Source organism: Enterococcus sp. AZ050 (assembly GCF_051715085.1).
Lineage (GTDB): Bacteria > Bacillota > Bacilli > Lactobacillales > Enterococcaceae > Enterococcus > Enterococcus faecalis.
In genome coordinates this window covers 2318143-2332381 of sequence record NZ_JBIOTC010000001.1, presented here as the reverse complement: position 1 = coordinate 2332381, position 14239 = coordinate 2318143, and the positions used below count along the sequence as shown (strand labels likewise).

Below are 14239 nucleotides of genomic sequence, written 5' to 3'. Positions count from 1 at the left end.
CTTACGTCAAATCATTTCAAGTCATTCTATAGAGAAAAGATTAGTAAAAGATACGATAGTTCATCGTATCTTTTACTTAATCCGTTGGTTGACTTATTTGGCAGCTTTCAATTCAAGAATGGTATCTCGTAATGTGGCTGCAGTTTCGAAGTCTAATGCTTTGGCCGCATCTTTCATTTCTCTTTCAAGTTTCATTAATAAATCAGCTTTTTCTTGTCTTGATAAATCTTCATATGATTTATCCAATTGAACCACTGTTTCATCTTTATCAGCTGTTTTGGAAATAGAAATCAAATCACGAATTTCTTTAATAATTGTTTTTGGTTCAATGCCATGTTCTTCATTATATGCTTCTTGGATTGCCCGACGTCGTGCCGTTTCATCCATAGCTCGTTGCATCGAATCGGTGATTTTATCTGCATACATAATGACTTTTCCTTCGGCGTTCCGGGCAGCCCGTCCCATCGTTTGCACTAACGAGCGTTCACTACGTAAGAAGCCTTCTTTATCCGCATCTAGAATCGCAATTAAGGAAACTTCTGGCACATCGATTCCTTCACGTAATAAGTTAATACCTATTAGAATATCAAATTCGCCTAATCGTAAATCGCGAATGATCTCCGTTCTTTCCAGTGTTTTTATATCACTATGCAAATATTTAACTTTTAAGCCTAATTCTTTGAAATAGTCGGTTAAATCTTCGGCCATTTTCTTCGTTAAGGTTGTGACAAACACCCGCTGATCTTTTTCGATCCGTTCATGAATTTCGCCCACCAAGTCATCAATTTGACCCATAATTGGGCGGATTTCTACTTCTGGATCTAGTAAACCTGTTGGTCGAATGATTTGTTGAACAACCGTCTCTGTTTGTTCCATTTCATAAGGGCCTGGTGTTGCCGATACATAAACAATTTGGTTTACATGTTGTTCAAATTCTTCTAAACGAAGCGGTCGGTTATCAAGTGCACTTGGTAAACGGAAACCATAGTCCACTAACATTTGTTTCCGTGCTCGGTCGCCATTATACATTCCTCTAATTTGCGGCATTGTTACATGAGACTCATCGATTACAAGTAAGAAGTCATCTGGGAAAAAGTCCAACAGCGTATATGGCGGCTCCCCTTCTTGGCGACCATCCATATGTCGAGAGTAATTCTCAATCCCTGACGTATAGCCCATCTCTCTCATCATCTCAATATCATAGTTGGTTCGCTGTTCCAAACGTTGGGCTTCCAATAATTTGTTTTCACTGCGAAGCACTTTCAAACGTGCTTCTAATTCTTCTTGGATCTGCGATATGGCATGTTCCATATGTTCTTCGTTCGTCACAAAGTGTGTTGCCGGAAAAATAGCGACATGCTCTGTTTCGCCGACAATTTCACCAGTTAACGCATCTACTTCACGAATTCGATCAATTTCGTCTCCGAAAAATTCAACACGTAGCGCATGCTCATCCCGTGAAGCTGGGAATATCTCAACCACATCACCGCGGACACGAAAACGCCCCCGTTGAAAATCAATATCATTTCGTTCGAATTGAATATCGACTAAACTTTTTAGTAACTCATTACGATCCATTTCCATTCCCACACGTAATGAAACAACTTGTTGGCTGTATTCCCGCGGATCCCCTAAACCAAAAATACAAGAAACTGATGCTACCACGATGACATCGTTTCGTTCCAATAAAGAACTTGTCGCTGAATGGCGTAGTTTATCAATTTCATCATTAATACTGGAATCTTTTTCAATATATGTATCACTTGAGGGTACATATGCTTCTGGTTGATAATAATCATAGTAACTGACAAAATACTCGACCGCATTATCTGGGAAAAATTCTTTAAATTCCCCGTATAATTGTCCAGCTAGTGTTTTATTATGTGCAATCACTAATGTTGGTTTGTTCACTTCTTGAATCACATTAGAGATTGTAAATGTTTTACCTGTTCCGGTCGCTCCAAGTAAAATTTGAGCTTTTTCTCCACCTTTGACACCGTCAACTAGTTCAGCAATAGCGGCTGGCTGATCTCCGGCAGGCTCATATTTAGAAGCCAAATGAAAGGTATTGGAAGTTTCTCTTTCGATCATTTATAACTCCCCCTCAAAGTGTCTAATTTCTCTTAAATTATCGGCCCATTCTGGCAGAATGTCCACTTATTAGTTTAACATACCGAACATATTTTCGCCACTTTTGCTGTTTCGAACTTCAACTGATCTTAATCTTTTGTTCTTAATTTATATGTCACATTTTATAACATGTAATGTAAGGAAATTAGAGTTTTTTTCTCTTTTTAGCGTTCAAATACTTGTCAGCTTCCTATTTCTTACTATATAATTGTTCAATATGCAAAACTAGGAGGTATTTTATGAAAAGGAAACACTTTTTACTTTCTTTCTTTGTGATGATGGTAACTCTGCTAACATTCATTAGTGGCACTTCAGCACATGCAGAAGGAAAGAAATATACAATTGGAACGGATTTAACATTCGCCCCTTTTGAATTCCAAGACTCAAAAGGAAAATACATTGGTATTGACGTTGATTTATTAGATGCGATTGCCAAAGATCAAGGTTTTGAAGTGGATTTAAAACCATTAGGCTTCGATAGTGCAGTCCAAGCGATTCAGTCTAAACAAATTGATGGCATGATTGCTGGAATGAGTATTACGGATGAGCGAAAAAAATCCTTTGATTTTTCAGATCCATACTTCGATAGCGGTTTACAATTAGCGGTAAAAAAAGGAAACGACAAAATTAAATCATATGATGATTTAAAAGGCAAAACGGTTGCGGCTAAAGTTGGAACTGAAAGTGCCAATTTCCTTGAAAAAAATAAAGAGAAATATGACTACACCATCAAAAATTTTGACGATGCAACGGGTCTTTATAAAGCCTTAGAAAACGGCGAAGCGGATGCAATCGTTGATGATTATCCTGTATTGGGCTACGCAGTGAAAAATGGTCAAAAATTACAATTAGTTGGCGATAAAGAAACAGGCAGTTCTTATGGTTTCGCAGTGAAAAAAGGTCAAAACCCTGAATTAATCAAAAAGTTCAACGCTGGTTTGAAAAATCTTAAAGACAATGGTACTTATGATAAAATTTTAAACAACTACTTAGCGACAGGCGATGAAACAAACACACAAGACGCTGGCGAACAGATGAAAAAAATCACTCCTAAAAAAGAGAAATATGTGATTGCTAGTGATTCTACATTTGCTCCGTTTGAGTTTCAAAATGCCCAAGGCGATTATGTCGGAATTGATGTAGATTTAGTCAAACGTGCAGCTGAATTGCAAGGTTTTACTGTTGAATTTAAATTTATTGGTTTTAGTTCTGCTGTCCAAGCTGTTGAATCTGGTCAAGCAGATGGGATGGTTGCAGGCATGACGATTACGGATGATCGTAAAAAAGCCTTCGACTTCTCTGTTCCTTACTTTGATAGCGGTATTCAAATTGCGGTCAAAAAAGGCAATGACAAAATTAAATCGTATGATGACTTAAAAGGCAAAAAAGTCGGCGTAAAAATTGGTACTGAAAGTGCTGATTTCTTAGAAAAAAATAAAAAGAAATATGATTACTCAATTAAGTATTTAGACACAACTGATGCATTATACAGTGCATTAGAAATTGGCGAAGTTGATGCCATGATGGATGATTATCCTGTCATTGGCTACGGGGTTGCGCAAAATCAACCACTAGCGACACCAATTCCTCGTGAAAAAGGTGGTTCTTACGGTTTTGCTGTCAAAAAAGGGCAAAATCCTGAACTACTTGAAATGTTTAACGAAGGCTTAAAAGAAATGAAACGTACCGGTGAATACGATAAAATTATCGGCACTTACGTAAAAGATGGCAACGAAGCCAAAGAAGAAACAGCTGACGAATCTACGTTTGTTGGCTTCATGCAAAACAACTGGAAACAATTGTTACACGGTTTATGGATGACGATTCTATTAACGTTGATTTCCTTCGTACTTGCTTTAATTGTCGGCGTTATTTTCGGATTATTCAGCGTTTCACCAATCAAAGCATTACGTGTACTTTCAACCATTTATGTTGATTTAATTCGTGGAATTCCTTTAATGGTCTTAGCGTTCTTCATCTATTTCGGATTACCTGGTGTGCTTGGCTTTAATATCCCGGTCTTCATTGCTGGGATTATCACATTAACTTTAAATGCCAGTGCCTATATTTCTGAAATTGTGCGCGGCGGAATCAAAGCTGTTCCAGTTGGCCAAATGGAAGCTTCAAGAAGTTTAGGTCTTTCCTATAATCGGACAATGCAAAAAATTATTTTACCACAAGCGATTCGCATTATGATTCCTTCATTCATTAACCAATTTGTTATTTCATTGAAAGATACAACTATCCTTTCAGCAATTGGCTTAATCGAACTACTACAAACAGGAAAAATTATTGTTGCTCGGACATTACAAAGTACAATGGTTTACTTCGTTATTGCGTTAATCTACTTAATTTTAATTACTAGCTTAACTAAATTAGCGAAAAACCTTGAAAAGAAGGTGAACTAATATGACTGAAAAAATCTTAGTTGAACATTTAGTAAAAAAATATGGTGACAACACGGTCTTAAACGACATTAATGTTTCTATTAACGAAGGCGACGTAGTCTGCGTCATCGGTCCTTCTGGTTCTGGTAAAAGTACTTTTTTACGTTGCTTGAATCAATTAGAAGAAGCTTCTAGCGGAGACATTATTATTGATGGTGCGAACTTGACAGATAAAAATACGGACATCAACCAAGTCCGTCAACATATCGGCATGGTTTTCCAACATTTCAATTTGTTTCCACATTTATCTATTTTAGAAAATATTGTTTTAGCACCAACCGATTTAGGTCGCTTGTCAAAAGACGAAGCGGAGAAAAAAGCGTTAGAACTTTTAGAACGTGTTGGATTGGCAGATAAAAAAGATGCCTATCCTGATTCTTTATCTGGTGGTCAAAAACAACGTGTCGCAATTGCACGTGCGTTAGCGATGAATCCTGATATTATGCTTTTCGATGAGCCAACATCAGCTCTTGATCCAGAAATGGTTGGCGATGTTCTTGGTGTAATGAAAGATTTAGCAAAACAAGGAATGACAATGGTCATCGTTACTCACGAAATGGGCTTTGCGAAAGAAGTGGCTAACCGAGTAATGTTCATTGATGGCGGTAACTTCCTAGAAGATGGTTCGCCAGAGCAAGTCTTTGAAAATCCTCAAAACCCTCGAACAAAAGATTTCTTAGATAAAGTATTAAATATTTAAACAAAAGCACTTGGCGCGCGCTAGCGCCCAAGTGCTTTATTTTATGGTTAAATTGTTTCCGTGACAGAGACAGATTGAACGTGCCCTTTTTCTTTTAAGAGATGGTGCAAGTTGGAATGCCAGAAATCTTCTTTGCCTACATAAGAAATCTTTGCTGTCACTGCCTCTTGTTCGGATTCCAAAGTCAATTCTACTAAGCGCTCCCCTTTTTCTAAAGAAGCTTGAAGTTGTTCATGCAGTCGGCTTTCTTTAATCATGGGTTCCTTCATTTTTACGATAAGCTGCAATCGTTTTAAAGGAGTCTTTCGTTTAAAATGGGCCAGAGCTAATACTAGCAAAGTTGCCACGAGATTGATAAACGCAATGGTTAAAAAGCCCATCCCAATGACTAAACCAATAATAGTAACATTCCACATCATTACTGCTGTCGTTAACCCAGAAACTTTCCTTTCTCTAAAAACGATAATCCCCGCACCGAGAAAGCCTACACCACTAATCACTTGGGCGCCATATCGTGTAATATCCATAGAAATAATGGATGCCAAGGCGCTATTTTGTTTCACCACATCGACTAAAATATCGACCGATTGAATCTGTAAAATGGAAATCGTACAGGAGGCCAAACATAAAATGGCATTACTACTGATACCGAAGCCTTTTCTTTTAATACTTCTTTCTAACCCAATCAAAGCTCCAAAAACCACGGCTAGAGCCATCCGAATGACAACGTCGGTGAGAGAAAGTTCAATCATTTTTAAAGAATTCATCGCTTTCTCTCCTTTCTTGCAAGTGACTATTTGACTTATTTTGTATTAACTAATAAACGCAAGCCATTAAAAATGACCACTAAGGTACTTCCTTCATGAATAAGTACGCTAAATGCGATATTCGCAATACCTAAAAAGTTCAAGATAATTAACGTTGCTACCACTAACATTGAAAAAATAATATTTTGCTGCACAATTTTATTCAAGCGTTTTGAGACACGGTGAGCATAGCCTAATTTAGAAAGATCATTTTTCATCACTACCACGTCTGCAACATCGATAGCAATGTCTGTACCATCCCCCATCGCCACTCCGATATCAGCATTCACTAAAGCGGGCGCATCGTTAATGCCATCACCAACCATCCCAGTCATTCCTACTTCGCGTTTTAATTGATCAACAATCGCTGATTTTTCCTCAGGTAAAACATTAGCAAAAACTTGGTCCACGCCTACTAAGCGGCCAACTGCTTCACCCGTAAGTTTTGCATCTCCTGTAATCATTGTTGTTTCAATATTCTGTGACTTGAAATAGTGAATGGCGTTCATTGCTTCTTCATTAGGAACATCCATCAATGCCACTAAACCAATCACTTGTTCATTTTCGGCAAAGTACACTACCGTTTTGCCTTCACTCGCTAATTTCGTTGTTTGTTTCTCAATGATTGTTGGCACTTGTTCGAAACTAGATGGTTTACCAATTCTAAAAGTTGTGTCTGCAATGGTCGTTACTAAACCCACCCCGACAATATTTTCTACTTCTAAATTTAAAGCCGTTGTTTCTGCTTCAAAGCGATTAACGATCGCCGTCGCCAATGGGTGATTGGATTTTTTCTCCATATTTGTTAAAACAGCTACTAATTCGTCTTGGCGATCTTCTAAGCCATCAACAAAAAGATAATCTGTTACCTCAGGTTTGCCTTTTGTTAGCGTGCCTGTTTTATCAAAAGCGAGTGCTTTCACTTCAGCTAAATTTGATAAGAATGAGCCACCTTTAAACAAAACGCCTTGTTTTGCTAAATTGGAAATTCCTGATAAAGTTGCCGGAACGGCACTCGCTGCTAAAGCACAAGGGGAGGCAGCAATTAAGAAGACCAAGCCTCTGTAAAAACTTTCAGCCCAAGTCAATTGGAAAAGCAATGCGCCACCTAAAACAATTAGTGGAAAAACTGCTAAAACTAGTGTGACATATTTCGGTTCAAATCGTTTAATTTTGCTTGCAATTTCTGATTGATTTTCTTGTGATTGGTTCACGAGCTGTACGATTTTTGCAAAAACTGTTTCTGAACTATCTTTCGTTACTTCAACAACAATTGTGCCTGAACCGTTCATAGTACTACCAAAAACTGGGTCCCCACTATTTTTTTCTTTGGGAATACTTTCCCCATTAATAGATGATTCATCCACAGCGGTACTTCCTTCAATCACGACGCCATCTGTCGGAATTTGCGCACCATTGAGGACTTGCACGCGGTCACCAATCTTCAATTGTTCAACTGACACAGTTTGAATTGAGCCGTCGTCTGTTATCAGGCGAGCTTCTGTTGGATTTAAATTTAATAGTTTTGTAATTTCACGTTGGCTTTTGCCTTGGGCATAATCTTCAAGGAAATGCGCCGCCGCAAAAATCAAAATCAACAATGCTGATTCTTCAAAACTTCCCATTAATGCTGAACCAACTGCAGCTAAGGTCATTAACAAATGAATATTAGGCGAAAACTTTCGATTGTTTTTCGTATCCCGATACGTATCTCCAAAGCCTTCCCCAATAATATGATAACCAGCTAAAATAGCAGCTAACGAGAAAAGAATATTTTTCACTAAGAGCATGTTCCCTAAAAATAAACCGATAAAGAAAAGAGCCAATCCTGTAAAAAAGAGAATAACTGGAACGTTTTTACCTTTTTCTTCATGTGTGTGTGCACCTGTTTGTTTTGACATTGTTATGCGCCTCCTCATTAATGTTTTCCTATTCATATGAATGTATATTCATATTATAAAACACTTGGGTGGTTTTGTAAAGACTTAAACACAAAGACAAGCGATGATTCTATTCGATAGGATCACCGCTTGTCTTTGTCGATTCTTTTTGTTGTTGATATTTTTCTTCTTGAATAGTCAATAATGATTGCGTTAAATTGACCCAATCAATCGAACGAGGTGGATCCAGCCAAACCATAACTTTACTCTGTTCTTCTTGATACAAGTTATTTAAATTGGTAATCACCACATCTGGTAAGGTATCTGATAACGGGTCAATAATTTCTACATTCAAATTCACATAGACGGATAAATTTTTTTTGATGAATTGGTTATACTCTTTTCCATAAGAAAAATCAATTAGGACCTTGGCTGGCTCTGCAATTAAATGAACCGGAACATGATTAATTAGCAACAATAGATAGTTAAAAAACAAACAGTGATTGGCTTTCGCAATTTTTTTATGTTTTGCTGTTAACCAACGAATATATTCAATTAAATAAAAATAAAATTCCGGATATGTTTGCTTAAAAAACTGTAAATCCATTTCAAAATCGTCAAACATATTAATCGGAAAGTAAATAACATTGAAATGAATAATTGCTAACCCTTCATCTAGAGTATTCCTTGTTGACTCCTCTAAACAATTAAATGCTTTTTCAAAACTTCCAATGAAAACACGAGTTAGGCTTTCAATCGTAGGATCTTCGTGAATGACATATTTTTTCTCTAGTTTGCCATGCAAATATAAGAAAAAAACAATCGTATACGTTAATGATTTTGAGGCCAATGCCCATGCCACTTGCGATTTTTTTATTAGTTCCTCTGAAAATGTATTCAGTGCACGCGTATCGATCCCTTCCACCGCACGTCCTTCGTTGTTAATCATAATAGCTAAATAATGGAAAAAATTGCGTCGCTCATAGGTGGTGAAAGTATAGTTTAACTCAACAGACTGTAATACACGTTTCGCTTCATTATAGACTTTTACCGAATATAATTCGGAAATCGGTTGATTGGAAAGCGTGAACAATTTATACAAAAAAAATGAAATTGCTTTTTGATTGCCGACAATTTCCCGCTTACTAAAATAGATCTGATACTCCTTTAAGGCTTTTTTTAGCCGCTGTAAGGTACTATACGCCACAGAGGTGCTGACATGATTACATTCAGCAAACTTTGTCAAACTATAATTTCCTCTAAAGTAAGACAACACTAATTTAAAAGAGAGCGATTCTGTTAAGTATTTCGTGAGCAAAAGTTTACTTGAATAGTTTCCATCAATTTCAAGTGTAACATCTACATCAGAAACGACTAAAGTTAAGCTGTCGCTTAACTTTAGATTGTCAATATCTGCTTTTAATTTTTCTAATGTTTTTTTGACTAAAAAATTCGACATTGATAATTCTTCGCGAAGTGCAATAAAAGTACCTGATAGCGTGGGACTTTCTTCTAAATGCCTTAGCAAGGAATAACTTCGTTGATCTTCTTTATTTAAAAAAATTTCATAATTCATCATTTATCAGTTCTTTCTCCCATAAATAGCCGTTCCTACTAATTCCCGTATGAAATTCAAGTAAAAAGTGTTTTGCCCCTCCGTTCCAGCACCGCCTGTGCTATTTGGTACAATGGTGATATGGCTAGCATCAAATAATTCATCCGTGAAAAATACTTGATGCTGACTTTTCTTGGAAGAAGGCCTTTCTTCATTTGTTTTTGGATTATTGGTTGTCACTTCTTTTTTACTAACGTCTTCGCTACTTTCTTCCGCTTGCGTTTCGCTAGTAATAGTACTTTCATTTGTTTCTTCCATTTTTTCTGGTGTGCCAGTATTCTCAATCGGATAAATTTCTTCTGTTGGATTGGTCGGATTATAAATTGGATTCCGTTCTTCTGCTGCTTGCACATTGGTTACTTGAAAAAACGAGAGTAACAATGTACTCCATAATAGTAAATGTTTGTATTTATCCATTTTTCTCACATATATTGCCAAATACTTTAGCTACATAACAAAACAAAAAATATAACTAGTAAAGTGGTATCAGACGATATTTAACAATACTCCTTCTTATTATTTCTTTTTTTGAGTTAGGTTTGTTGAATAAACTGCATGTTTGATAAGCAAAAACAAACAAAAAAGTTGCCGATGATCAAATCAAAAATTAACTACTCTTTATATTTCTCTTTCGTTTTTTTCCTGTTTCTTTTTTCGCCAAATCAACCAGGCAATGATTAAAATCACTATCAATAATAGTAGTAAGCCAATCATCAAATATAAATTCGAATGATTTTCTTTTAAGGTGACATCTTTTTCATTTAATTCTTTGGCAACTTCACCATTAATTGTAAAGTCTTTTTCAAATTGCCATTGATTTCTAAAAGATATCGATTCATTGTTTATTGATTTTTTAAATGAGCCTGCAGCATCTTTATTCCCAACAACGGTCATAGACAAATGATAATCTCCTGGCTTAAGTGGTTGCCCTTTTAGCGCAATAGGAACGGAAAAATTGGTATTTGGCGCAATTTGCATGTTTGCTTTTTCCTCTTTATATAAAACTTCTTCATGCCCCTTCTTGGTAATCTCTGCCGAAAATGCAACTTGGTTAATATATGTTTTTTGATCATTTTGTAGATTGACTAAAATCACATTTCTAGCATTAATCTGTCCTGGTGAGACTTTTTCAAAAGTAAATTCGGTTCAACCTTTTTTTTGTTTTGTTGCATCAATAATGCAACGACATACGAATATTCATTTTTAATGGATAACCCCTGACTCTTATCGTCTTGACGTTTGCCTTCATCCGACGTTTCTTCTTTAAAAGTGATACCACTAGCTAACACTCCATCAAAGGGTGTATTAGGCATTTCGACGTTAATAGAAACCGTTTGTTCACTTTTCGGTTTTAAACGAACTGAGCTAGGGTATTGAACGTAGTCTTTTATATCAAACGCTAAACTTTGATCTTTTTTTTCCTTATTTTCACCATACTCCACGATTACATTTGAATTGGTAATGGCACTATTGATGGAAATACCTACCTTTACTTCTTTATCTGTATCATTGCGCAAGTTCACTTTCAACTCAGTTTCTTCATTTGGTGCTAGTAATAAATCAAAGTAAGTTTTTTCTTTATCTACTTGTTTTTCTGATGGAATAGGCGTAACCGCAAAATTAAATTCACTGGTAAAACCATTGCTAGGTACTAACGCTAAAAGAATTAGTAGTATCGGAAAAAAAAGAAATCGTTGTTTTTTTCTGTTCAAATTATTTACTCCTTTTCTATATGTAGTGAATAGCAGGTAACCATGTTCCCCGCTATTCTTCTTTTTAAAACTCGTTTAATTTCCTGGAGCGTCTGTCAACGTCCATGTTAATTTTGTGGCGTATTTTTCAGCGTATTTGGTTGTAGAACCTGGAACAGTTAACTCAATACTTTTAGCAGCTGTAGTTGCATCTGTTCCCCAATCAAATAAATAAGTTCCTGCACCGTTTCCTTTCGCTGCACTCATTACATCTGATTGACTACCATCTGAATTTAGCGTGATTGTGGCTGGGCCTGTTGGTTTACCTGAATCTGAAGCAGTCACTACATTTCCGTTTTTAAACGTGATAGCTGCCCCAGTCAATTCTTTACCAGAAGTTGATTTAAATTGTCCTTCTTGTTTCACTTTTAATGACCAGCCAGCTTCGGTTCCACGGTTATCTGTTACTTGGACATAGTTAGGACCTTCTTTGACTTCATCGGTTGCGCCTACCGTCTTGTATTTTTGGGTAGCAGCAAAATAAGTCTGATCCTTCGACGTGATTTTTTGAACACCGAAGTCTAGACTTGACGCATAATCAATTGACAACGGACCGTTTGTTCCTGGATTAGGACCTTCAGGATCTGTTGGATCAATAGGATCAACTGGATTAGTTGGATCCGTTGGGTCAACCGGATTAGTTGGCTCTTCACTTGGTGTAAATTCTACGATACCATTAGATGTATAACTACCGCCATCTTCTGCAAAGGCTTGAGAAGTCATGCCTAAGCTCCCTAAAATAAATGTGGATAAACATACTGTTGTTACTTTTTTCATTTTCTTTTCTCCATTCTTTTCTTTAATTTCCTGGCACATCTTCTAACGCCCAAGATAAACGAGCTTTAAATGTTCCAACTCTTTGATAAGCTACAGGAACATTGATTTGAATTCCTTGTTGTTTTGATTCATCAAGTAATGCTGTTAAATCTGTTTCACCTTTCTGATTACTTTCTAAAAGCGTAATTGCCTCATTTGTAATCTGAGAGCTTCCAGCAGTTGAAACGAAAGAAAAAACATCTGGCATTACAATTGAATCATTTGTTAACGGTTGCGTTTGCTTTAGTTGCAAGCGCCAATTATTTGCGTTACGTTCATCCACGACTTTGAGTCCTTCGGTGGGATGCCCAAGTTTAATTAGTGGTTGATTACGTATCTTTTCCGTACCAAAAGTAATCTGTTTTGGTGTCTCTTTAAAATATAGTTCCCCTAAACGATAGTAAAAATAAATATCTTTTGTTTCCTCTGTCATTGTTCCTTCCGCATTGCCTGAGTCTTTTGTAAAAACATAGCCAGAAATATCTAGGGGTTTTTCTTGATAGGGTGTACCAATTTTCTCTGTTACACTTTTAGGTGGAGCAATATCTTTACCTTCCGCGTCTTTATAAAAAACGGTTACTGTTTTTTCTGTTGGTTTAGGAATAGTAATCGTTACATTATTTGACTTTTGCAGTAAGGTTCCTTCTTCATAATAGTCAAAGTTCATAGTTAAAACTTTTTCGGGCGTATTATCTTGAAGGGTTGTTTTTAATTCAATCATCATGTCCTTCTTTAAAACTAGGTAGTCATTTAAAGCAATTGTTAAGTGATTCCCTGTTTGTGTCAGATCTTTGGCTGCTACCTTTTTACCATCAATCGTTAATGAATTTTCTTCATATGCTAATTCATCAGGTAAGTCAATGCTTACTTGCGGTTGACGATCTTCGATAAAGTCATTGTCAATATTCAATGTATTCCGTAGTATCACCTGATCATTTTTCACTGCTTCAACAGCTGAGCTAAACTCCTGACCGTTCACGCTAAGGGCTGCTTGTGACGTAACGTTGGTAGGAATTTGTGTCATTGCTAAAGCATTCTCTTGGTATTTGCCACCTGTGGAAGATGTAAAGCCCCAATAAACCGTTGTTGCGCCAAATTGTGCATTTAAATCTGAAACTACATACGTATTCGTGCCCACACCTTCTAAATCATATGTTAATGCTTTGGCTGCGGCATTCCAATGAACAGTCAACATGCGCCAGGTTCCATTAGATAGATAGGTTGGCGCAACGGTGACGCCTGAATGCTCCCCTGTATAGCTGTTGTTATTAGCTTTCGGAGTGACAAAAGCTAAATGCCCATTTCCCTTATCTTGTGAAATTTCTCGGTCCATTCGGTTGGAACTACCAGTATTTTTATAGGTATCAAACTCAATCGATAAGGCATTTCTAACATAAGGTTGACCAGCTTTCGTGGAGTATGCACCGATTCCCATCCCAGGTGAACCAATGACTTCTTGAGGCGTTGTGGACATTCTAGGATCATTCGTTAAGGTAAAGGTCATACCATCACCAGCATTTGCATACTCGTTTCCTAAATACAAATAACTTTTAAAGGTAAAATCCGACAATAAACTGATTGGTTTTTTTGACCAAATAGCTCCTTTTTGTGATTTAACAGCTGGGTTTAGTTGTAATAACTTCCCACCTTCTAAAATACTTGTTGCATTTCCAATTGGCTCTTGAAATACCTTGTCGATTGGAATGATATTAGGATCATCAGGCAATGAAGTAGCGTATGGCGCAGCCAACATGCGCGGCTGTGGTTCAACTATCGCCGATTCCGTTACACTGTTATCGTCATCCTTTTGTTGTTTGCTAAGTTCTAAAGTAGCCGTTGATTGGTCTGTTTCTGCTGGATGATTATCGGTTGTTGTTGTCGTTTCTAGGGAAGGTTCTTGCTCTAATGTTTCCGAGTGAGAAGGAGCGCTAGTTGCCTGATCATTGGCCGATTCCTCCACTATTTCCCGATTGACTTCGTTGATATTTGTCGAAGGATTACTAATCGCTTCGCTAGTAATAGGCGCAAGGAGTAGTAAGAATAAACTACTTGCCAAAAAGACTAGGCTTTGTTTGTTTCGCATCTCTCTTCACC

Annotated in this window: 9 protein-coding genes and 1 pseudogene; 2 read left to right on the top strand and 8 right to left on the bottom strand. The window is 37.0% G+C overall.

What is annotated here, in order from left to right; all coding sequences use genetic code 11:
- Positions 1 to 93: 93 nt before the first annotated feature.
- Positions 94 to 2091: an excinuclease ABC subunit UvrB gene (gene uvrB / locus IGJ04_RS11370; protein ID WP_002355618.1), complete on the bottom strand. Its 1998-nt coding sequence runs from the start codon at positions 2089 to 2091 to the stop codon at positions 94 to 96.
- Positions 2092 to 2369: 278 nt separating this feature from the next.
- On the opposite strand from uvrB, the gene IGJ04_RS11365 reads away from it, so the two are divergent.
- Together IGJ04_RS11365 and IGJ04_RS11360 are read left to right on the top strand one after the other, a co-directional pair.
- Positions 2370 to 4538, top strand: coding sequence for an amino acid ABC transporter substrate-binding protein/permease (locus tag IGJ04_RS11365; RefSeq protein ID WP_002355617.1), 2169 nt, complete (start codon positions 2370 to 2372; stop codon positions 4536 to 4538).
- 1 nt (position 4539) lies between these two features.
- Complete coding sequence (locus IGJ04_RS11360) at positions 4540 to 5277, top strand: amino acid ABC transporter ATP-binding protein (protein ID WP_002355616.1); 738 nt, start codon at positions 4540 to 4542, stop codon at positions 5275 to 5277.
- A 47-nt stretch (positions 5278 to 5324) separates the two neighbouring features.
- On the opposite strand, the gene IGJ04_RS11355 is transcribed toward IGJ04_RS11360, so the two are convergent.
- From IGJ04_RS11355 to IGJ04_RS11325, 7 genes and pseudogenes are all read right to left on the bottom strand, one after another.
- Complete coding sequence (locus IGJ04_RS11355) at positions 5325 to 6044, bottom strand: MgtC/SapB family protein (protein ID WP_002361276.1); 720 nt, start codon at positions 6042 to 6044, stop codon at positions 5325 to 5327.
- Positions 6045 to 6079: 35 nt separating this feature from the next.
- Positions 6080 to 7984 carry a heavy metal translocating P-type ATPase gene (locus IGJ04_RS11350; RefSeq protein WP_002386153.1) on the bottom strand — a complete coding sequence of 635 codons (1905 nt, stop codon included), beginning with the start codon at positions 7982 to 7984 and terminating at the stop codon, positions 6080 to 6082.
- A 109-nt stretch (positions 7985 to 8093) separates the two neighbouring features.
- Positions 8094 to 9542 carry a helix-turn-helix domain-containing protein gene (locus tag IGJ04_RS11345; RefSeq protein ID WP_438840224.1) on the bottom strand — a complete coding sequence of 483 codons (1449 nt, stop codon included), beginning with the start codon at positions 9540 to 9542 and terminating at the stop codon, positions 8094 to 8096.
- A gap of 3 nt (positions 9543 to 9545) precedes the next feature.
- Positions 9546 to 9995 carry a hypothetical protein gene (locus tag IGJ04_RS11340; protein ID WP_002381257.1) on the bottom strand — a complete coding sequence of 150 codons (450 nt, stop codon included), beginning with the start codon at positions 9993 to 9995 and terminating at the stop codon, positions 9546 to 9548.
- A gap of 201 nt (positions 9996 to 10196) precedes the next feature.
- A pseudogene (locus IGJ04_RS11335) lies at positions 10197 to 11290 on the bottom strand (DUF916 and DUF3324 domain-containing protein).
- Between the two features lie 75 nt (positions 11291 to 11365).
- Positions 11366 to 12106, bottom strand: coding sequence for a WxL domain-containing protein (locus IGJ04_RS11330; protein ID WP_002355609.1), 741 nt, complete (start codon positions 12104 to 12106; stop codon positions 11366 to 11368).
- Between the two features lie 22 nt (positions 12107 to 12128).
- Positions 12129 to 14228 (bottom strand): lectin-like domain-containing protein, encoded by a 2100-nt coding sequence (locus IGJ04_RS11325; protein ID WP_438840223.1) that lies wholly within the window; start codon positions 14226 to 14228, stop codon positions 12129 to 12131.
- Positions 14229 to 14239: the final 11 nt, after the last annotated feature.